The organism is Micromonospora sp. NPDC005254, from assembly GCF_042872525.1.
In the GTDB taxonomy this organism is placed as follows: domain Bacteria; phylum Actinomycetota; class Actinomycetes; order Mycobacteriales; family Micromonosporaceae; genus Micromonospora.
This window is the reverse complement of sequence record NZ_JBIAKM010000003.1, coordinates 60,568-80,460: the sequence shown is the minus strand read 5'-3', so window position 1 is coordinate 80,460 and position 19,893 is coordinate 60,568. Positions and strand designations below refer to the sequence as shown.

The 19,893-nt window shown below is 72.8% G+C and carries 21 protein-coding genes, 1 tRNA gene and 2 pseudogenes; 8 read left to right on the top strand and 16 right to left on the bottom strand.

The features are described 5' to 3' along the window. The 3 genes and pseudogenes from ACFYPR_RS10065 to ACFYPR_RS10055 form a co-directional block, all read right to left on the bottom strand. Positions 1–906: an SWIM zinc finger family protein gene (locus tag ACFYPR_RS10065; protein ID WP_387259482.1), complete on the bottom strand. Its 906-nt coding sequence runs from the start codon at positions 904–906 to the stop codon at positions 1–3. Continuing rightward, positions 906–3,443, bottom strand: a pseudogene (locus tag ACFYPR_RS10060) (DEAD/DEAH box helicase); the annotation flags it as partial. The gene ACFYPR_RS10065 and the pseudogene ACFYPR_RS10060, both read right to left, overlap by 1 nt. Positions 3,444–3,749: 306 nt before the next feature. Further along, positions 3,750–4,220 (bottom strand): annotated as a pseudogene (locus ACFYPR_RS10055) (ATP-dependent helicase); the annotation flags it as partial. A 150-nt stretch (positions 4,221–4,370) separates the two neighbouring features. Here ACFYPR_RS10055 and ACFYPR_RS10050 point away from each other — a divergent pair. Together ACFYPR_RS10050 and ACFYPR_RS10045 are read left to right on the top strand one after the other, a co-directional pair. Next, on the top strand, positions 4,371–5,243 hold the full coding sequence (locus ACFYPR_RS10050) for a PfkB family carbohydrate kinase (protein WP_355064260.1): 873 nt from the start codon (positions 4,371–4,373) through the stop codon (positions 5,241–5,243). A 128-nt stretch (positions 5,244–5,371) separates the two neighbouring features. Next, entirely contained in the window at positions 5,372–5,578 is a 207-nt protein-coding gene (locus ACFYPR_RS10045) for a hypothetical protein (protein ID WP_354856579.1), read from the top strand. 6 nt (positions 5,579–5,584) lie between these two features. On the opposite strand, the gene ACFYPR_RS10040 is transcribed toward ACFYPR_RS10045, so the two are convergent. Both ACFYPR_RS10040 and ACFYPR_RS10035 read right to left on the bottom strand, forming a co-directional pair. Continuing rightward, positions 5,585–6,727, bottom strand: a complete 1,143-nt coding sequence (locus ACFYPR_RS10040) for a polysaccharide pyruvyl transferase family protein (RefSeq protein ID WP_387259479.1) — start codon at positions 6,725–6,727, stop codon at positions 5,585–5,587. 79 nt (positions 6,728–6,806) lie between these two features. Beyond that, positions 6,807–7,259: a GNAT family N-acetyltransferase gene (locus ACFYPR_RS10035; RefSeq protein ID WP_387259979.1), complete on the bottom strand. Its 453-nt coding sequence runs from the start codon at positions 7,257–7,259 to the stop codon at positions 6,807–6,809. Between ACFYPR_RS10035 and ACFYPR_RS10030 the strand changes: the two genes are divergently transcribed. Further along, positions 7,189–8,121: a phosphotransferase gene (locus ACFYPR_RS10030; protein WP_387259477.1), complete on the top strand. Its 933-nt coding sequence runs from the start codon at positions 7,189–7,191 to the stop codon at positions 8,119–8,121. The genes ACFYPR_RS10035 and ACFYPR_RS10030 overlap by 71 nt on opposite strands. Positions 8,122–8,173: 52 nt before the next feature. Here ACFYPR_RS10030 and ACFYPR_RS10025 read toward each other — a convergent pair whose 3' ends face one another. The 3 genes from ACFYPR_RS10025 to ACFYPR_RS10015 all read right to left on the bottom strand — a co-directional run bounded on the left by ACFYPR_RS10025 (position 8,174) and on the right by ACFYPR_RS10015 (position 10,162). Next, a complete protein-coding gene (locus ACFYPR_RS10025; RefSeq protein WP_363940520.1) occupies positions 8,174–8,803 on the bottom strand; it encodes an HAD-IA family hydrolase in 630 nt (209 codons plus the stop codon). 211 nt (positions 8,804–9,014) lie between these two features. Then, on the bottom strand, positions 9,015–9,563 hold the full coding sequence (locus ACFYPR_RS10020) for a hypothetical protein (protein ID WP_387259474.1): 549 nt from the start codon (positions 9,561–9,563) through the stop codon (positions 9,015–9,017). Positions 9,564–9,610: 47 nt separating this feature from the next. Further along, the gene (locus ACFYPR_RS10015; RefSeq protein WP_387259472.1) at positions 9,611–10,162 is read right to left on the bottom strand and encodes a DinB family protein; all 552 of its coding nucleotides are present in this window, start codon (positions 10,160–10,162) and stop codon (positions 9,611–9,613) included. Between the two features lie 292 nt (positions 10,163–10,454). Between ACFYPR_RS10015 and ACFYPR_RS10010 the strand changes: the two genes are divergently transcribed. After that, complete coding sequence (locus ACFYPR_RS10010) at positions 10,455–11,324, top strand: class I SAM-dependent methyltransferase (protein WP_387180274.1); 870 nt, start codon at positions 10,455–10,457, stop codon at positions 11,322–11,324. A 157-nt stretch (positions 11,325–11,481) separates the two neighbouring features. Continuing rightward, positions 11,482–12,927 carry an RICIN domain-containing protein gene (locus ACFYPR_RS10005; protein WP_387259469.1) on the top strand — a complete coding sequence of 482 codons (1,446 nt, stop codon included), beginning with the start codon at positions 11,482–11,484 and terminating at the stop codon, positions 12,925–12,927. Positions 12,928–13,099: 172 nt separating this feature from the next. Here ACFYPR_RS10005 and ACFYPR_RS10000 read toward each other — a convergent pair whose 3' ends face one another. Together ACFYPR_RS10000 and ACFYPR_RS09995 are read right to left on the bottom strand one after the other, a co-directional pair. After that, complete coding sequence (locus ACFYPR_RS10000; protein WP_387259466.1) at positions 13,100–13,273, bottom strand: hypothetical protein; 174 nt, start codon at positions 13,271–13,273, stop codon at positions 13,100–13,102. Next, positions 13,270–13,488 (bottom strand): flavin reductase, encoded by a 219-nt coding sequence (locus ACFYPR_RS09995; protein WP_387259464.1) that lies wholly within the window; start codon positions 13,486–13,488, stop codon positions 13,270–13,272. Before ACFYPR_RS09995 ends, ACFYPR_RS10000 begins: the two co-directional genes overlap by 4 nt. 418 nt (positions 13,489–13,906) lie before the next feature. On the opposite strand from ACFYPR_RS09995, the gene ACFYPR_RS09990 reads away from it, so the two are divergent. The 3 genes from ACFYPR_RS09990 (at position 13,907) to ACFYPR_RS09980 (ending at position 14,877) form a co-directional block, all read left to right on the top strand. Further along, positions 13,907–14,146: a GntR family transcriptional regulator gene (locus ACFYPR_RS09990; RefSeq protein ID WP_088948848.1), complete on the top strand. Its 240-nt coding sequence runs from the start codon at positions 13,907–13,909 to the stop codon at positions 14,144–14,146. Between the two features lie 106 nt (positions 14,147–14,252). Continuing rightward, positions 14,253–14,540, top strand: a complete 288-nt coding sequence (locus ACFYPR_RS09985) for a hypothetical protein (protein WP_387259461.1) — start codon at positions 14,253–14,255, stop codon at positions 14,538–14,540. 148 nt (positions 14,541–14,688) lie between these two features. Then, the gene (locus ACFYPR_RS09980) at positions 14,689–14,877 is read left to right on the top strand and encodes a hypothetical protein (RefSeq protein ID WP_387259458.1); all 189 of its coding nucleotides are present in this window, start codon (positions 14,689–14,691) and stop codon (positions 14,875–14,877) included. A 123-nt stretch (positions 14,878–15,000) separates the two neighbouring features. Here ACFYPR_RS09980 and ACFYPR_RS09975 read toward each other — a convergent pair. From ACFYPR_RS09975 to ACFYPR_RS09950, 6 genes are all read right to left on the bottom strand, one after another. After that, positions 15,001–15,075: transfer RNA gene (locus ACFYPR_RS09975), tRNA-Val, on the bottom strand. A 75-nt stretch (positions 15,076–15,150) separates the two neighbouring features. After that, on the bottom strand, positions 15,151–15,618 hold the full coding sequence (locus tag ACFYPR_RS09970; RefSeq protein ID WP_387259456.1) for a peroxiredoxin: 468 nt from the start codon (positions 15,616–15,618) through the stop codon (positions 15,151–15,153). 88 nt (positions 15,619–15,706) lie between these two features. Next, complete coding sequence (locus tag ACFYPR_RS09965; protein WP_030330240.1) at positions 15,707–16,144, bottom strand: DUF3052 domain-containing protein; 438 nt, start codon at positions 16,142–16,144, stop codon at positions 15,707–15,709. A 112-nt stretch (positions 16,145–16,256) separates the two neighbouring features. Then, positions 16,257–18,755, bottom strand: coding sequence for a thiamine pyrophosphate-dependent enzyme (locus ACFYPR_RS09960; protein ID WP_387259454.1), 2,499 nt, complete (start codon positions 18,753–18,755; stop codon positions 16,257–16,259). Between the two features lie 51 nt (positions 18,756–18,806). Then, positions 18,807–19,211: a MarR family transcriptional regulator gene (locus ACFYPR_RS09955; protein WP_354859502.1), complete on the bottom strand. Its 405-nt coding sequence runs from the start codon at positions 19,209–19,211 to the stop codon at positions 18,807–18,809. A 156-nt stretch (positions 19,212–19,367) separates the two neighbouring features. Further along, positions 19,368–19,772, bottom strand: a complete 405-nt coding sequence (locus ACFYPR_RS09950; RefSeq protein WP_354859494.1) for a YjbQ family protein — start codon at positions 19,770–19,772, stop codon at positions 19,368–19,370. Positions 19,773–19,893 lie beyond the last annotated feature (121 nt).

Below are 19,893 nucleotides of genomic sequence, written 5' to 3'. Positions count from 1 at the left end.
TCACCCCGGGCCGAACGCCCGGTACGCACGACGCAGCCGCTCCAGCAGGCCCGGCCCTCCGATGGCCGGCGCCGGCGGGCCGAGCTGGCGCAGCAGGAGATCCGGCCCGGTCGCCAGTCGGGGTGGCCGGTCGGGCAGCGGCACCGGCGACGCCCAGAAGCGGTCCACCGCCTCCGCGAGGGGGGTGGTCGCCAGCCCGGCGAGCGCCCGGGCCGCACCGACCGGCGGCAGCGCGTCCACCGCGGACGAACTGTCGTCCGAAGTGGACCCGGGGGCGGCAGCCGGCGCGGGCGACACCGCCGTGCCGGTGGCCTCGGCCCGACGGGCGCGCAACCGGTCGAGCAGGTCCGCGCGCGAGCGGCCACGCCAGTGCAGCAGCTCGAACGGGTCCGCGTCGAACGCCTCGGCGAGCAGATAGAACGTGGCCGCGAGGTGCTTGCACGGCACCGCGAAGTCGGGGCAGTTGCAGCGTTGGGTCAGCTCGTCCACGGCGGCCGGGAAGAGCGGGGCGCCCGCCGCCACGAACAGCTCCTCCAGCTCGTCGGGCAGGTCCCCGGCGAGCAGGCGGGCGCTGAAGAACGCCTGCCCGGCCAACTCGTCCTCAATCCGGGTCCAGAGCGCGGCCGGGAACGTCGCCAGCGCGATGGAGACCTCGTACGGGCGGGGCCGGGAACCCTGCACCTGGGCGGTGACCCGGCCCGGCGCGATGTCGAGCCGGAGCACCTGACCGGCCCGCGCGTACGACCGGCCACGGGTCAGCCGGGTGCCGAGCGCGAACGACTCCAGCACCTCCAGGAAGCGCCGGGACCACCAGGACCGCCCGATCGCGCCTCGGGCGCTGCGCGCCCGAAGCCCACCGTCGACCCGCCGGGGACGGCCGTAGTCGGCGAACCGGTCCGTGCTCATCACTCCACCACCGCCCCGGCCTCCAGGGCGAACAGCTCCCGCAGCTGACCCGTGGACAGCTCGGTGATCCACTGTTCGCCGGTGCCCACCACCCGCTCGGCGAGGGCGCGCTTGTCGGCGATCATCGCGGCGACCTTCTCCTCCACGGTGCCGGCGCAGACGAACTTGCGGACCTGCACCCGCCGGCGCTGCCCGATCCGGAACGCCCGGTCGGTGGCCTGGTCCTCGACCGCCGGGTTCCACCACCGGTCCACGTGCACCACGTGGTTGGCGGCGGTCAGGGTGAGCCCGGTGCCACCGGCCTTGAGGGACAGGACGAACAGCGGCGGGCCGTCGGCCGACTGGAAGCGCTGCACCAGGGCGTCCCGCTCGGCCTTGCCGAGCCCACCGTGCAGGAACAGCACCTCGCGGCCGAACCGCGCCGACAGGTGACCGCGCAACATCGCGCCGAACTCCGCGTACTGGGTGAACAGCAGCGCCCGCTCCCCCGCCGCCAGCACCTCCTCCAGGATCTCGGTCAGCCGGGCCAGCTTTCCGGAGCGGCCCTCCAGCGCCGAGCCGTCGCGCAGCAGCTGGGCGGGGTGGTTGCAGACCTGCTTGAGCCGGGTCATGGTGGCCAGCACCAGCCCGCGCCGCTCGATGCCGTCGCTGGTCTCGATCCGGGCCAGCATGTCGTCGACCACCACCCGGTACAGGGCGGCCTGCTCGGCCGTGAGGTTGCAGAGCACCTCCATCTCCAGCTTCTCCGGCAGGTCGGAGATGATCGACGAGTCGGTCTTGAGCCGGCGCAGCACGAACGGGCCGGTGATCCGGCGCAGCCGCTCGGCGGCCTCGACGTCGCCGTGGCGCTCGATCGGCTCGGCGAACCGCTTGCGGAACGTCGCGGCCGGGCCGAGCAGCCCCGGATTGGCGAACTGCATGATCGACCAGAGATCGGCGAGCCGGTTCTCCACCGGCGTACCGGTCACCGCCACCCGCTGCCGGGCCGGCAGCGCGCGGACCGCCTCGGCCTGCCGGGTCGACGCGTTCTTGATCGCCTGCGCCTCGTCCACCACCACCCGGTGCCAGTCGATGCCGGCCAGGTCGACGGCGTCGCGCGCGGCCACCGAGTAGGTGGTGAGGACCAGGTCCGCGCCGTGCGCGGCAGTCGTGAACTCCGCCCCCCGCGCCCGCTCCGCCCCATGGTGTACGTGCACCCGCAGCGTCGGCGTGAACCGGGCCGCCTCCCGCTGCCAGTTGCCGACCAGCGACATCGGACAGACCAGCAGGGTCGGTCCGGCCTCCGGCGGGTCCCCGGCGAGAAGCGCCAGCAACTGCACGGTCTTGCCCAGCCCCATGTCGTCGGCGAGCACCCCGCCCAGGCCGAGTGACCGCAGGAACGCCAGCCAGGCCAGTCCCCGCCGCTGGTACGGCCGCAGCGTCCCCTGGAAACCCGGCGGCGGGTCGAGCGGGGTGAGCCGGCGCTCGACCGCGCCGGCGAGCAGGTCGCCCAGCGCCCCGTCGGCGGTCACCTCCAGCACCGGCAGCGCCTCGGTGTCGTCGCCGTCGGCGAGCCCGAGGCGCAACAGGTCGGCGACGGTCAGCTCGCCGGCCGAGCGCAGCAGACGCAGACCGGCCGCGAGCCGACCTGGGTCCAGCTCCACCCATCGGCCGCGCAGCCGTACCAGCGGGGTCTTCAGCTCGGCCAGCGCCGCCAGTTCGTCGGCCGACAGCGGCTGGTCGCCGAGCGCGACCTCCCAGCGGTAGTCGACGAGCGCGTCCAACCCGACGCCGGCCTCGGTGCTGGCCACCGTGCCGGGCGCGGTCCGGCTGCGGGCGCGCAGCCGAGCGCCGAGCCGCGCCGACGGACGCCGCCACCAGGAGGGCAGCAGCACCCCGAAGCCGGCGGCGTGCAGCACCGGGGCGCCCTCGCTGAGGAACCGGTGGGCGCCCTCGACGTCCAACTCCATCGCCTCGGGCGCGGCGGTGCGCAGCGCGGCGTCCAGGTCGGGCCAGAGCCGGCTGGCCCGGCCCAGCTCCGCGAGCAGGGTCTCCTGCGGGCTGGCCGTACGGTCGGCGAGACCGTCGAGCGGGTGCGCCCGCCAGACCTCCCCGGCGTCGATGTGCAGACCCGGCTCATCGGCCGCCTGCAACCCGAACTCCAGCCGCCACCGCGCCGCCGGGGAGTCCTCGTCGCCTGTCGGGCCACCCTCGGCCAGCTCACCGCCGCCCGTGCGAACAGACGCGGGCGGCGCGTCGCCCGGCACCGGGCGGGTGGCCAGGATCGGCTCGGTGACCTCGTCCGGGGCCGGCTCCACCAGGCGGAAGCTCGCCCGGACCGCGCCGCCGGCCGCGTCGCGCTGCCAGTCGTCGAGTTCGGCGCGCAGGATGTCCAGTGCGGCCCGGTCGACGGTGAAGTCGCGGCGGGGGCCGGCGAGCGCGGCCAACCAGGCCGGCGCGGGCCCGCCGGGGCGTACTCCTCGGGCCAGCGTGGTGGTCACGAGGGCCGCTCGGGCGGCGGCGTCGGTGAGCGCGTCCAGCGCGTCCGCCACCAGTTCGGCGGCCGGCACCGCAGCAGCGGTAGCGGCAACGGCCGGCGCGGTGGCAGTCCCAGCGGGGACGACGACCGGGACGGGGGCAGCGGCGGCGCGGGCTGCGGGCGGCAGCGCCAGTGCCAGCGAGCGCGCCCAGGCGGCGTCGGTGCCGGTCAGCAGCGGACGCCAGACGGCCCGCGCAGCCACCTGGGCTGCCCGGTCTGCCACCAGCCCGGTCACGTCGACATCGGCCGACCCGGCCTGCGACGCCACGCCGGCATCCGGCGAGCCGACAGGGGCATCGACCGAGCCGGCCGTGGGGATCGGCGTGCTGACGCCGGGCAGGACCCGGCCCCGGGCCACGAGGTCGGCGGCGAAGTCGGCCAGCTCGGCGAGGTGGCGCAGGGTCGCCCCGGGCACCGCCGGGAGGTCGTCCAGGGCGCGCAGCAGTGCGAGGGCGTCGTCTGGGGCGTACACCAGGGTGGGCACCCGCCACGCGGCGAGGGTGAGCTGGCCGCGGGCCGGGGGTGCGACGGTGGTCCGGATCAGCTCGGGTGAGTCGGTCGGCGCGCCCGCCCGGGTGGGCAGGGTGAGCAGCGCGGTGGCCGGGCGGGCCGGCTCGGCGGCGTCGGCGAGAGCCGCGACCAGGTCCGCGTGCCCGGCGGCGAAGGGATGCGGGCGCTCCCGGGGCGGCCTGCCGGGGCGGACCGGAGACGGCGGCGCGGCGCTGTCCTCGGCCCAGACCGCGAGGCCAGCGGTCGAGTCGTCGCAGGGCTTCCACAGCCCATGGATGACCAGCACCTACTCCCCCTCCGCCGCCCGCGCCCAGGATAGGCGGCCCGGGGCGACGAGCGTCAGCGCCCACCGCACGACACACGCCGCCGACGGGTTGATCGACTCCAGGTCGGGGGTGTGGGGGTGCCCACGCCGGGCTGGGCTAGCGTCGGCACCATGGTCGATCTCCTGGTTGTCGGCGGGCTCGGGGTGGATGTGCGGGTTCGGGTGCCCGCGCTGCCGCTGCCGGCCGCCGACTCGCACACCGTCGAACCGATCGAGCTGCGGATCGGCAACACCGGCGCCGGGGTGGCGCTGGCCGGCCGGGCGCTCGGGCTGCGGGTACGGGTGGTCGACACGCTCGGCGCCGACCCGGCCGGCGATCTGATCCGGGCGGCGCTGACCCGGGCCGCGGTGCCGGCGGTGCTGGCGCAGGACAGCGGCGGGACCCGACGGTCGGTGAACCTGGTGGACCCGGGCGGCCGGCGCACCTCGCTGTACGACCCGCGCCCGTGGCGGGGCGACCCGCCGTTCTCGCCCGCGGAGGTGGCCGAGCTGGTCGCGGACGCCCGGCACGTACACCTTTCGATCATGGACTGGGTGGTGCCGTTGCTGCCCGCCGTGCGGGCCGCGCTCCCGGCGGGCGTGTCGCTCTCCACCGACCTGCACGACTGGGACGGCACGAACCCCTACCACCGGCCGTTCGCCGAGGTCGCCGACCTGGTCCTGGTCAGCGGGGTGCGGCTGGGCGAGCGGGCCGCGGCCCTCGCCGGCACGCTGGCGCCCCGGACCGTGGTGGTGACCCGGGGCGCGGACGGCGCGGAGCTGTACCCGGGCGACGGCACGCGGGTGCCGGTGCCGCCCGCCGCCGCGCCGGGGCCGGTGGTGGACAGCAACGGGGCCGGCGACGCGTTCGCGGCCGGGCTGATCGCCGGGCGGCTGCGGGGCGAGCCCCTGCCCGAGGCGGCCCGGTACGCGGCACGGGTCGCCGCGGCGGCCTGCGCCCACGACGGCATGGAGTATCCGCCGGGCCTGTTACCCGCCGGATGACGACGGGCGGCCGGGCTCAGAGCGCGCCGATGGTCTGCTCCGTCATTCGCCGACCGTAACCACGTCTGGCCCCTCGCGCTGCCCCGTATCCCGCTGCGAGGCGCCCTCGTGACGGGCAGGATGGGCGCATGGCTTCATCCGTGCAGATCCTCCTCGTCGGCGGCGCGGCGGACGGGCAGACCGTGACCGTCGAACTGGACACCAACGGCCGGCCGCCGCTCACCCACCACCACATCGGGTCCGGTGGGCTGGCGGAGGCGCAGATCTACGAGTTGGAGTCCGCCCGCGAGGAGGGCCGCGAGTGGCGCTACCGGTGGACCGGTCCGGCGGTGTGACGCGGGTCAGACTCGGGTGAGGGCCTGAGCGCGCAGCCTGTCCAACACGCCACGGGTGACCTCCGAGGTGCCCCGCGCCTGCTCGCAGACCTCCGCGACCCGACGGGCCGTGGCCTCGGCGCGTTCCTCGCGTTCGTCCCAGAGCCGGTCGACCTCGGCCAGCAGCGGCCCCTCCACCTCCCGCTCCACGCCCCGCAGCGCCGGCACACCGAGCCGCTGGGCCAGGTCGAAGACCTTGCCGGCGTACGGCAGCGGCAGGAACGGCGTGCCCACCATCGCCGCGAAGATCAGGAAGTGCAGACGCATGCCGACGGCCAGGTCGAAGTGGCGCATCAGCCCGAGCACCTGCTCCGGTGAGTAGGTGCCGTGCAGGATCCGCCCCCGCTCGGCGGCGACCATGTGCGACAACACCCCGTGCGAGTGCCGGATGTCGTCGCGTTCCATCGGCACGAACAGCACGTACGCGTCGATGCGGTGCACCAGGAAGTCACCGATCTGGGCCAGCAGCCGGTGGTAGCCGTCGACGTCGAGGCGTTCGGCGGCCCGTCCCGGCTCCCGCACGCTGATCCCGACCAGCCTCTTACCGGCCGGCACCCCCTCCTCGCTGAGCAGGTGCACCGGAAAGTCGGCCGGCTGCAACAGGAACGCCGGGTCGGCGGTGACCGTGATCGGGTTGAGCAGTCCCGCCTCTTCCAGGACCATCCGGGACTCCTGGTCGCGGACGGTCACCTGGGTCGCGCTGGCGAGCGTCTCCCGGACCATGCCGGTGTCGACCGCGTCGCTGAGCGGCCCGACCCCCACCGCGTACGTGAGGAGGGGCAGGCCCCGTTCCTGGGCGACCCGCACGACCCGCAGGTAGCGGCGGGCCTCCCGGTCGTAGAGGATCCCGCCGCCACCGAGGATGAGCAGGTCGAGTTGAGCCAGCACCAACGCCGAGTCGGTACGGCTGACGCCTTCCCAGGGCACCGCCTCGACGTCCGGGTGGGCGGCACGGGTGTGTTCCGGGTTGCGGGAGAAGACGATGATCCGGGCGTTCGGTTCCTGCATGCGTAGATCGATGAGGAGACCGGTGAGGATCGCCTCATCGCCGAGGTTCCGGCCACCGTACGAGCCGAGCACACCGATGGTCAGTCCGGCGCCATGCGTCATCCGTCGCTCCTCCCCGGGTGCGGTCCGCAGCGGTTTCCCGCTGGTCGGGCGAACAGTCCTGAACCGGGGCCGGGGCGGCTCAGCCCGCCGGATCGATGCGCTTGGCCATCTGCTGCGCGGTGACCTCGAAGCCCAGGCTCCGGTAGAGCCCGATCGCCACGGTGTTCGTTCCGAAGACGTTCAACCCCAGCTCGGGCACCCCGAGTCCGGCCAGTTCGGCCTCGATGAGCTGGATCATCCGCCGCGCGTGGCCACGCCCCCGGTGCGTCGGATGTACCTCGATGTTCTGAATCCAGGCCCGCGTCGGGCCGGGTGCCGCAGAACCACGCAGACGCCGCCACCGTGATACCCGCGACGGGGCCGCGACCCGGCCGATTTCCCAAAGAGGCCCGGCAACCACATGATCATCGAGCCCGGGAAATGGGTTGTTCGTCGGGGCGGGGCCGGCGCACCGTGGCGGGATGCAGGGGACAGCGACGCGGATCGGCTGGGGTGATCTGCCGGTGGCGGTCCGATCCGCGGTGGAGGGCATCATCGGTGATCGGGTGGTCGAGGCGGTGTCCCAGTCGGGTGGCTTCTCGCCGGGCACCGCCGACCGGGTCCGCACCGCGACCGGGCGGCGGGCTTTCGTGAAGGCGGTCAGCCCGGCACAGAACCCGGACAGCCCGGTCATGCACCGCGCCGAGGCCCGTACCGCCGGCGCGCTACCGCCGACGGCGCCGACGCCCCGCCTGCTGGGCTGCCACGACGACGGCGAGTGGGTGGCACTGGTCTTCTCCGACGTGGACGGACGGCACCCGACAACCCCGTGGCGGGCGGACGAGCTGACCCGCGTGCTGGACGCCCTGGAGGCGATGGCCGTCGCGCTCACCCCGAACCCCGTCGCGCACGTGCCGGCCGCCGCCGAGCTGCTGGCCGGGGACTTCGCCGGCTGGCACCGGATCGCCGCCGACCCGCCGCCACGACTCGATCCGTGGGTTCGGGCCCACCTGGATGACCTGCGGCACGCCGCCGACGAGGGCGTCGCCGCGTTGAGCGGGGACACGCTCTGCCACCTGGACGTGCGGGCCGACAACCTGCTGCTCGACGCGGCCGGCACGGTGACAGTCGTCGACTGGCCGTGGGCCTGCCGGGGGCCGGCCTGGCTGGACACCGCCTTGCTGCTGGTGAACGTCCGGCTCTACGGCGGGCACGACACCGAGGCGATGCTGCGCCGGCTGCCGCTCACCGCCGGTGTCGACCCGGCCGCGCTCACCGGGGTGTACGCCGGACTGGCCGGCTTCTTCGCCGACAGCGCCCGCCGTCCGCCGCCGCCCGGCATCCCCACCGTACGGGCGTTCCAGCAGGCGCAGGCCGACGCCCTGCTCCCCTGGCTGGCCGAGCGGCTCGCCTGATGCGGCCCGTTGGCGCTGTTGCGCTGCCGGGTGCCGTACTGCGGTGCTGGGGTCAGCGTGCCGTGGGCGCCGCGGTGAACCCGTACGCCAGCTGCGTCAGGTCGACCAGCCGCAGGTCGCCGTCGAGTCCCTTGAGCGCAGCGGTCATCGCGCCGGCCGCGCGCCCGGCCTGCAACCCGACCTCGGCGTCCTCGACGACCAGGCAGCGCGCCGGTGCCACGTCGAGCAGCGCGGCGGCCCGCAGGTAGCCCTCCGGGGCCGGCTTGCCCGCGCGTACGTCCTCGACGGTGACCAGCACGGGCGCGGTGATGCCGGCGGCACCGAGCCGGGCCTCGGCCAGCCGGACGTCGGCGCTGGTCACCACCGCCCAGGGCAACCCCAACCGGGCCAACGTCGACAGCAGCTCGAGGGCGCCCGGGGTGGCGGTCACGTCGGACAGGTCGTCGTACTGCAACGCCAACTGCCGTGCCGCCGCCACGGCGACCGCTGCCTCGTCGAGCGAGGGAAGGAGCCGGCGGATCGTCTGATCGGCGGGCCTGCCGTGCGCGATCGCGAGCGCCGCCGCCGGCTCGACGGCGTACTCGGACGCCCAGCGCTCCCAGGCCCGCTCGACGGCGGCGTCGGAGTCGACCAGGGTGCCGTCCATGTCGAACAGCACCGCGTCGACGTCTGCCAGCTCCACGATCACGCTCCCCCCGTACGCTTCGTCACGAGGATAGGGCCTCCCTGGCCGGCGGCGGAAAACGGACCCGGCGCTGGGAACGAGTGGTCCGATGGCCGCCAGACTCGAAGACGAGCCGTCGACATGATCGTTTGCATGACCCGCCGACATCGCGGCGACCGTCGCGCACCTGACGGGGGTTTCACCAGCTGAGATACCCCACCCAGCTGCGTCACTCCTCCCGGCCCAACACGGAACGCACGACGTCGACGAACGCGACGCGCCGGTTGGTCCGTACCTCGATGGCCGCGAGCCAGCGCTCCCGGTGCCGGTCGCGAAGCGGCACTGCCGCGTCGCCCGGCTCGTCGGCGAGGCGGCGCTGCTCGGCGTACTCCGTCGTGAGGCTGGCCAGCACCGACCGGCCCGCCGCCGCGACGTCCGCCGGGCCTTCCAACAACACCAGGTTGTACGCCTCGTCCACGGCGCGCATCGCCGCGTACGTCTCGTCGTAGCCGGGCGTGGCCCTGTCCACGCCCGGCTCGACCCACCGGCGGTCCAGCCGCCGGTACGCCGCGTCACAGGCGCTGAGGAACCCGACGTACGCGTCGCGCCGCAGCTCGTCACGCCGGGTCGCCCACCGGTCGGCGCTCTCCTGCCGGGCGACGGTGAGCTGGTGGGCGAGTTGCCGGCGGGTACTGAACGCGCCGACCAGCCCGGTCAGGGCCGCGGCGGCCAACGTGGACAGTGAGGTGATCAGCGCGACGGCGACGGTGTCCTGCACGCGCCCATTCTGGCGGTGCCCCGCGGCCCTGTCGCAGTGGGCCACGTTCAGCGGGGCGGGTCCTCGCCGGTGAGCCCGTCCACCGACTCCCGGATCAGGTCGGCGTGCCCGACGTGCCGCGCGTACTCCTCGATGAGGTCGACCAGGACCCGGCGCAGGCTCGGCACCCGACCGTCGGGCCACTCGCCCCGGGCCAACTGCTCCGGGCCGCCGTCGGCCAGCAACTCGGTGACCGTGGCCCGGGAGCGCGCCACGGCCTCCCGCCACAGCGTGTAGAGCTGTTCCGGGGTGTCCTCGGCGGCGGAGCGCCACTCCCAGCCGGGGTTGGCGTCCCAGTCGACGGTGTCCCACGGTGGCCCGGGTGAACGTCCGGCCAGCTTGAGCGAGAAGTAGAGGTCCTCGACCAGCGCCAGGTGCTTGAGCAGCCCACCCAGGGTGATCGACGACGGGCCGAGCGTCGCCCGCAGGCCGACCGCGTCGAGCCCGCCGGTCTTCCAGGCCAGGGTGGCGCGCTGGCGGTCCAGGGAACCCAGGAGGGTGGCGGTCTCGTCGCCCGCGACCGGCGGTTCGGGGTGACCGTGCTCATCCACGTTGGTCATGGCCGTCGACGCTAACAGGTCTGGCCGGGCTGGGTGTCGCCTCGACTCAGCGCCGGGTGCGGTTGCGGCGTACGGCCCAGACTCCACCGGCGATCGCCACCACCGTCGGCAGCAGACAACAGATGCTGAGGACCGCGAGGTGCCACGGTTTGATCGCGCCCATAGCCGCGAAGGCTATCCGGTGCGGTCAAGTGATGGTCGTGGAGACCGAGACCAACGGGCCGACCGGCTCCGCGCGACGGTAGCGTCGGCACCCAGAGCCGATGCCGCGACACGGACAGGAGCGCGAGCTATGCCGACGACGCAATCCGCGAGCCGTACGGCGGTGCTCGTTTGCCAGGGCCGCGCGGCGGCGGACGGCCTGATCGCTCCCGGCCGCTTCGCGGACCCGACGGCCATGCGCCTGCTCCGCGCCGACGAACGGGAGGCCGTCGACTGGGTACGCGGCGCTTCCGCGCCCAAGCCGTGGCGGCAACGGGTCGACTACGAGACCGTACGGGCCTGCGCCGAGATGATGGTGCCCCGGACGGTCGCGATCGACGACGCCGTACGTGACCATCGCAGCTCGCAGGTGGTGATCCTGGGGGCAGGGCTGGACGGTCGCGCCTGGCGGATGCCGGAACTCGCCGACAAGACGGTCTTCGAGGTCGACCAGCCGAGCAGCCAGCGCGACAAACGCGAACGCGCCGAGGGCCTGCCCGGCACTTCACCGACGTTCGTGCCGGTGGACTTCGGCCGCGACCGCCTCGCCGAGGCGTTGGCAGCCGCCGGGCATCGCCCCGGCGAGCCGACGACGTGGATCTGGGAGGGGGTCGTGCCGTACCTGACGGCTGCCGAGGTGTCCACGACGGTTGCCGCGATCGCCGCGTGCTCTGCGCCGACGAGCCGCCTCATCGTCAACTTCCAGCTCCCCGGGAAATCCCTGACGCTGGGCCGGCTCGTCGCACGGCTGCTGATGGCGTCCACCGGCCGGCGGAGTGTCTGGGCTACCGAGCCGTGGCGCTCGACCTGGACGCCCGCCGCCATGGCCGCCCTGCTCGCCCGACACGGCTTCACCGTCACCGGCGACCACGACCTGCTCGACACGGCGCGGGCACTCGCCCTGCCGATCCGCCGTGCGTCACTCGCCCACAGTCGGGTGATGGTCGCGGATCGCGCCTGACCCCGGTGGGACTCACTGGCTCCCACAACGGCACCAGCCGGCGGATGAGGTAGTCGACGACGACAGATGTACATTCATGAATGGATTGGTTCGGACGGTGGCGCCGTCGTCCGCAGTCGGCGGCGGGTCGCCGCCCGCCCACGGAAGGACGAACGTAGTGAGACGCAACAGACGGCTTGCATCCCTGATGGCGGCGCTCACCCTGGTCGGAACGGCGATCGTGGCGGTAACCACCATGGCCGCAGCCCCGGCCCAGGCCGCGCCGGTCACGATCCCCAACGGCACTCAGTTCACCGACACCGCCGGCAACGTGCTGCACGCGCACGGCGGTGGGGTGCTCAAGGTCGGCGACTACTACTACTGGTTCGGTGAGAACCGCAACGCCAACAACACGTTCCGGGCCGTCTCCGTCTACCGCTCCACCAACCTGCGCGACTGGGAGTTCCGCAACAACGTGCTGACCCAGTCGTCGGCGGCGGAACTGCAGTCGGCCAACATCGAGCGGCCGAAGGTCATCTACAACGCCAGCACCAACCGGTACGTGATGTGGATGCACAAGGAGAACGGCAGCGACTACGGCGAGGCCAGGGCCGCCGTCGCCTCCTCGGCCACCGTGGACGGCACCTACACGTACCACGGCAGCTTCCGGCCGCTGGGAAACATGTCGCGAGACATCACGCTCTACAACGACGGCGGTACCGCCTACATGGCCTCCGCCGGCGACGAGAACCGCGACCTGCTCATCTATCGCCTCACCGCCGACTATCTCTCCGTGGCCACGCTGGTCGGCAACTTCTGGAACGACGGCAACCGTGAGGCACCGGCTCTGTTCAAGCGCGGTGGCACGTACTTCCTGCTCACCTCGGGCCTGACCGGTTGGAGCCCGAACCAGGCCAGGTACGCCACGGCGTCCAGCATTTCCGGCCCGTGGACCGGCATGACCAACGTCGGGGACTCGACCACTTTCCGCTCCCAGTCGGCCTTCGTGCTCCCCATCCAGGGCACGTCGTCGACGAGCTACCTCTACCTCGGCGACCGCTGGGCCGGCGCCTGGGGCGGGCCGGCCAACGACTCCCAGTACGTGTGGTTGCCGATCGCCTTCCCTTCGGCCACGACCATGAGCCTGACCTGGTATCCCACCATCACCATCGACGCCGCCGCGGGCACCGTCACCGGGCAGGCGCCGCTCTACTACCGCATCACCAACCGCAACAGCGGCAAGGTGGTCGACGTGCTGGACCAGGCCGTCACCGACAACGCCGAAGTCAAACAGTGGTCCTGGAACGGCGGTGCGAACCAGAAGTGGGAGTTCCGCGACGCCGGTAGCGGCTACTTCCGGATCGTCAACCAGAACAGCGGCAAATGCCTCGACGTCGCCGACGCCTCCACCGCCAACAACGCCAACGTCATCCAGTACAGCTGTGGCGGGGGCACCAACCAGCAGTGGCAGTGGGTCGCCACCGGCAACTACTACCAACTGCGGGCCCGACACAGCGGCAAGTGCCTGGACGTGGTGAGCAGCGGCACCGCAGACGGCACCGACATCACTCAGTACACCTGCGGAACTGGCACCAACCAGCAGTGGACCCGCACCCAGTCCTGACATCGCCGTTCACGTCAAGACGACCTTGACGCACGTACGGACGCTGCGGGAACAGACTGAGTCGGCTCTCGTCTGACGGCGGGGCCGGCCCAGGACTCCCGCTGTCAACCGTCGGGAGACAACGGGATCGAGGGCTCGGTTCGGCTGGCGGCTTGCTGTACTTTCGCTGCCGTCAGACGAGGCGTTGGATGCGGACCTTCGGGCGCTCGTTCCTGAGGTGACCCTGCTTGTGTTGGTGGACCTGCTCATCCCAGACCTCCTGGTCGTAGTCCGGGGCCGGTGGGATCCACTTGTGCGAGCCGTCGCTGTAGTGAAACTTCTCGTCGCCAGGCCGCAGGATGCTCATCGGGTCCACCCGAGAAAGCGGTAGTGCAGGTGGCTGGCGGGAACGTGGGCCAGGTCCTGGGCGGCGTCGACGAGATGGGCGGCCAGGTAGAGAACCAGCGATACCCGGGCGCGGTCGTATTCGGCGCGCAGCTCTCGGCGCCGGGTATGGCATGGCCACTCCTCCGCACAGCCGCCGCACGTCCAGGCTGGCTTGATCGGGCGGTGATTGGTCATTGCGGGCCGTCCTGATGGGGCCAGTGGCCGCGGTTGATCGGAATGCGGTGGCGGCTTCGGCATGGCAGCTCACCTCCGCAGCGGCAGATACGCCGCCAATGTCGCCAGGACCAGACGGGCCGGTGACGGCGAGCCAGAGTCAACGCGACCGCCAAGACGTACTCGTCGTACGAGACTCGCTTCACCAGCTCGCCACTCCCGCTCGCGCCGTGGTCTGCCGTGTTGCCCAAGTCAAAGGGCGCACTGCCGCCTCCTCGTGCCGCAGCAATCTGGGGGCGTGGATGCCCGAGCGCGGGGGACGCGCCGGACATCCACGCCGGCGAGGACGGCCCACAGCGCCAACCGAGGGAATCGACCTCCTCGGCAACCTCCCACAGGTACCGTTGGGTAGTCAAGGGCTGACGTAGGTGGTCTACTCGTGTTGCCAACCGAGGAGAACCACGTGCCGCCGCGTTACCGCTATGAGCAGATCGCCGACGACCTCGCCGAACGCATCGCGTCAGGCGAGTTCCAGCCCGGCTCCAAGCTGCCCAGTCGGCGAGAACTGATTGAGCACTACGGGGTCACCGAGCCGGTGATCGACCGCGCCATGCAGGTATTACGGATCAAAGGTATGACCGAGACCCTGCCCGGCGTGGGAGTTTTCGTCGCGGAATAGCCGGGGCTGAACTTAGGCCGCCGTGTTGAAGCGGTCACCAGCGACGAAGACGACCGTCACCGGGCCCGCGCCGGCGGTGAGGAAGTGTTCGTCTATCCCCGTTCATGTGCTCGCCATCCAGTTCGTCGACCTGTTCGGCCAACAGCTCGGACTCTGGCGCGTACCCGGTAGCTTCAATGGCATGACCAGTCTGGCGGTGTCTCTCGGAGCGGTCGTCGTGTTGCTGATCGCGGCGTTCGTCTTCGTCGCTTGGCGCGATCGGAAGCGCCTTTCGTCGCCTGAGGACTCGGCTGCGGGGCGCGATGCGAGATCGGCCCAGGAGCGGCACGCGGCCGAGCGACATGGCGCGCAGGGCGAGGTGTGGCGGCGGGGCCAGAATTCCACCAGCACATAAGTAGGACGTGCGTGGGCAGGTGGGCTGCTCGGGGAGCGCCGGCGCGTCGCCAGACGTGGAGCGATGAAGGCCCGCATTCAAGCCGGAGGCCAGCTCGAAGGACTCATCATCTCGGCAGGGCCCTCTCGATGGCGACACAATCTACTCGGTGATCGCCGAAAGCTGGCAGGACGTGCGCGGGACACTGCACCACGACAGCACGTATCCAACCTGCCTGGTCGCCGAGGAGAACGAGCCCGCCTCAGGCGACCGGCACCGTGTCGAGCTTCAGGTCCTACACCGAGACACGGGCGCTCAGCCACAGCACATCGCCGTCCACGTCCACTGCCTCGATTGATGGCATGAGCCCGAGCGCCGGCGCGTCTGGCCGTCCCGCCGCCAAAAGGCCGGCCGATAGCGGCTCTCGTAGACCCGTTGCTGTTTCTCGCCCCGGGGAGTGATCCTTCCCGGGGCGTTTGATTGGTGGGCGCGGCAGGTTTCGAACCTGCGACCCCCCGCTTGTAAGGCGGGTGCTCTCCCACTGAGCTACGCGCCCGGATCGCCCGTGTGCGGCGGGCCGGTGGCTGGCAAGCCTACCTGCTCGCCGCCGGCCCGGCCGCACGGCGTACCCCTATCCGGCGGTCGCGTCGGCGATGGCCTTGCGCCAGCCCTGCTGGTCGCGGGCCTCGCCCGGGCCGTTCATCTCGGCGAAGCGGACCACGCCGGCCTTGTCGATGACGAAGGTGCCCCGGTTGGCGAAGCCGGCCACCTCGTTGAAGACCCCGTACGCCTGGGCGACGGCGCCGTGCGGCCAGAAGTCGGCCAGCAACGGGAACTGGTAGCCCTCCCGGTCGGCCCAGATCTTGTGGCTGTAGGCCGAGTCGACGCTGACCGTCAGCACCTGGACGTCGTCGTTCACGTACTCGTCGAGGTTGTCCCGCACCTCGGCCAGCTCGCCCTGGCAGGTGCCGGTGAACGCCAGCGGATAGAAGACCAGCAGCACGGTGCGCCGGCCCCGGAAGTCCGACAGGCGGACCTCCTGGTTGTTCTGGTCCTTCAGCACGAAGTCCGGCGCCTCGGCGCCAACCTCGATCGGCATCTGCACTCCTCGGGGTCGAGTCGGGGGACGACGCCAGCCTGCCACACCCGGCGGTGCGGACCGCCGGGCGCGAGAAAGCGATGACGGGCTACTTCTTGGCCTTGGCCCCACGGCGCAGCACCAGGCGGGCGCCGCTCCAGTCCCGGCCGGCGTTGACGGTCGAGGTCTGCTGGAGGCCGGCGGTGGGCGCGGACTCCGCGACCTCACTCGGCTCAACGTGCCCCTCGCGCCCCGCCTTCGGGGTGAGCAGCCACACGACCCCGTTGTCGGCCAGCGGGCCGAGGGCGTCGACGAGCAGCTCGAAGAGGTCACCGTCGCCGTCGCGGTACCACACCAGCACCGCGTCGACCACCTCGTCGGTGTCCTCGTCGACCAGATCTCCACAGCGGTCGGTCAGGGCGTCGCGGAGATCCTGGTCGACGTCGTCGTCGTACCCCATCTCCATGACGACCATCCCCGGTTCGATGCCGAACCGGTCCGCCAGGCTGCGTACCCCGTCGGCGGCCTGACCAGCGGTCGCGCTCACTGTCGCGTGCCTCCTCATTTCGTCCCTGCTCGCGGCGTCGGACCGACGCCGTCAGGCAAAGTCCACACAGTTGTGCCTCTGCGCGCAAGTGGCGCACCGGGTGGAACGGAATTTACCGTGCCAGCAGCGTACGGGCACCGTCGGTAATGGCTTCCGGGGAGACCAGAACATGACGGGCTGCCGGACCCAATGGTACAAAAGAGTCAACTCCGGCCACCCGCCGCGCGGCACCCACGTATCCGGCGTCGACCAGCGCGGCGATCACCCCCTCGCCGACCCCGCCGGAGCGGCGTGTCTCGTCCACCACCAGCACCCGGCCGGTCGCCGAGGACTCCCGGATGATGTCGGCCACCGGCAGGGGCGCCAGCCAGCGCAGATCCACCACGCGGGTGCCCACCCCCTCCTCGGCGAGGACGGCGGCGGCCCGCAGTGACATCCGTACCCCGTTACCGAAGGTGATGATGGTCAGGTCATCGGCCGAGCCGACCCGGTAGACCCGGGCCCGGCCGACCGGCACGTGCCCGGCCACCCACGAGCCGGGCTCCGGATAGCCGGCCAGCCACTCCCCGTCACCCTCGGCGTACAGGTCGCGGGTGTGGTAGAGCGCGATGGGCTCCAGGAACACGCAGACGCTGCCGTCCACCGCCGCGCTCGCCAGGCAGGTCCGCAGCATGGGCGCGGCGTCGTCCGGCCGCGCCGGCACCGCGATCACCAGACCCGGCACATCCCGGAGTACGGCCACCGAGTTGTCGTTGTGGAAGTGCCCGCCGAACCCCTCCTGGTACGCCAGCCCGGCCACCCGCACGACCATCGGGTTGCGGAAGGCGCCCCGCGAGAAGAACTGCATGGTCGCGGCCTCGCCGCGCAGCTGGTCCTCGGCATTGTGCAGGTACGCCAGGTACTGGATCTCCGGCACCGGCAGCATCCCGGCCAGCCCGGCGCCGAGGCCCAGCCCGAGCACCGACGTCTCGTCGAGCAGGGTGTCGAAGACCCGGGCCGCGCCGAACCGGTCCCGCAGGCCCTTCGTCACGCCGTACACGCCACCCTTGGCGGCCACGTCCTCGCCGAAGACGGCCATCTGGGGGTGGTCGAGCAGCCCGTCGGCGAGCGCCGCGTTGATGCTCTGCGCCAGGGTGAGCGGGCCGGCCAGCTCCGGCGGTTTGCCCCCGAACGCCTCCTCCCGCGCCGCCGAGCCCGGCCCGCTGGCCCGTGCCGCCGCGTCGGCCACCGCCCGCGCCACCCGCACCGGGCGGCGGGGCGCCAGCGCCGACACCACGTCGGCGGCGGAGGCCAGCTTCGGCTCGCCCAGCACCTCCTCGGCCAGCCGGCGGACCTGCCAGCCGGTCTCGTCGTACCGGGCCAGCAGTTCGTCGGCGGTCGCCACACCGGCGTCGACGAGCAGCCGGGCGGTGGCGGCCACCGGATCCCGCTGAAGGTCCTCGGCCAGCTCGGCCGGGCTGCGGTACGCCGACTCCGCGTCCGCCCCGGCGTGGCCCATCAGCCGGACGGTGCGCAGGTGCAGTACGGCGGGCCGCCGGTGCCGGCGTACCCAGGCCGCGGCCTCCTGCGCCGCCTCGTACGCCCGTACCGGGTCGGCCCCGTCGGCGCTGAAGTAGTGGATGCCCGGTTTGGCGCGCAGCGTCGCCTCCACCCAGCCCTCCGGCGAGCGGACGCTGATGCCCAGCCCGTTGTCCTCGCAGACGAAGAGCACCGGGATGCGCAGTCCGGCGTGGTCGTACCAGCCGGCGGTGTTGAAGGCGGCGGTGGCGCTGGCGTGGTTGACCGACGCGTCGCCGAACGAGCAGACCACGATGGCGTCCGGCGGCCAGGGGGCGTGCGCCGCGCCGGCCCCGCTGCCGACCCGTACCCCGGCCCCGGCACGGCGCCCGACGGTGTCCAGCCGGCGCAGCCGCTCCACGGCCAGCCCCATCCCGACCGCGCGGGGCAGGTGCGAGGCGATGGTGGAGGTGGTCGGCACGATCGCCAGGTCGGCGCGGCCGAACACCTTGTGCCGGCCACCGGCGATCGGCTCCTCGCTGGAGGCGACCATTCCGCGCAGCACGTCCCGGGCCGCCTCGGCGTACGCCGCGAACCCGCCGGTGGGCCGCTCGGACCCGGCCGGCTCGGGCTCCGCGGCCGGCTCCGGGTCGGCGGCAGCCTCCCGCGCGGTGGCTGACTCCTGGTCGGTTGCCCGCTTCGGGTCGGCGGCAGGCTCCCGGCCGGTGGCCGGTTCGGCGTCGGCGGTGTCGGTCGGCGTCATGGCGTCGGCGACCTGGGCCGCCCGCACGCAGTAGAACGCCCCGGAGCGGTAGTGCAGCAACGCCGGGTCGGTGGGGCGCAGCGCGGCGGCGACCGCCGCGTTGCCCTCGTGCCCGGCCGAGCCGATGGTGTAGAAACCCTCCCCGAAACTGCGCAGCCAACGACCGGCGAGGTCGAGCTGGCGGCTGGTCACCTGCGCGTCGAACAGGTCCAGCAGCTGCGCGCCGGTCAGCGGGGCGTCGTCGGTGACCGGGTCGGCGGGGTCACGCCTCCGCTGCGCGGCGGGCAGCGCCGCCAGCGTCTCCCGGAACCGGTCGTCGAGATCTTGCGGGGTGGTCACGTCCGACAGCATTACCGACGCGGGCCATGCTCGCCCAGTGGGACACGGCCGGCGCCTGTCGACTCACGCCGGGTCGCACGGCTCCGGACAGCCGCCGTCGGACACCTTCCACACCAGGTCACGCAGGGTGGACAGCTCCTGGTCACTCAGCCCGGCCAGGAGTCGGGAGTCGGACATCACCTCGGTCACCCGGTCCCGCACGCCCCGGCCGTCCTCGGTCACCACGAGCGTCTTCTGCCGGCGGTCGGTCGGGTCGGTACGACGCTCGACCAGGCCGGCCTGCTCCAGCCGGTCGACAAGCGCCGTCACGTTGGACCGGTCACAGCCCAGCCGATCGGCGAGATCCCGGGCGGGCAGTGGACGGTCCGGGTCCAGCTCGTGCAACGCCCGGGCCGTGGCCGGGGTGAGCCCCAACTCGGCGAACGCGGTGCCCTGCCGGTGTCGCAGCGAGGCGGTCAGGTGTGCCATCCGGCGCACCACGTCGGCCGCGAGGCCGGCCCGGTCCACCGGTCGACCCGCCGCGGAAACCACCTCCGGTGCCACCGCCACATCGTACGCACCACGACGACCGCCCAGCTCAACGATCAGGTTCGACCCCACACGGCGACCATGATCGCCCGGGGGTCAGGCGGGGAGGAAGGAGAAGCGGACCTGGCGGGTGGGATTGTCGCCGTTGGTGTCGACCAGGCAGATGGACTGCCAGGTGCCCAGGGCGAGGCGTCCGTCGAGCACCGGCAGCGTCGCGTACGGCGGAACGAAGGCCGGCAGCACGTGGTCCCGGCCGTGGCCGGGCGAGCCGTGGCGGTGCCGCCAGCGGTTGTCGGTGGGCAGCAGCGCGTCGAGGGCGGTGAGCAGGTCGTCGTCGGAGCCCGATCCGGTCTCGATGATCGCCAGCCCGGCGGTGGCGTGCGGCACGAAGACGTGCAGCAGGCCGTCTCCCTCGCCGGAGACGAAGCTCTGGGCCTCGGCGGTGATGTCCCGGACGGCCGGCCGGGTCCCGGTCTGGACGGTGATCACGTCACTGCGCATACGTCGCATTCTGCCGCAGCGGGCCGGGAGCCCCGGTGCATGGGGAAAGGAAGGGTCGTCGCGCTAAGTTACCGACGGGTACCTGTGTTCAGCATCGCGTCGGGGGCACCTAGACGTGACG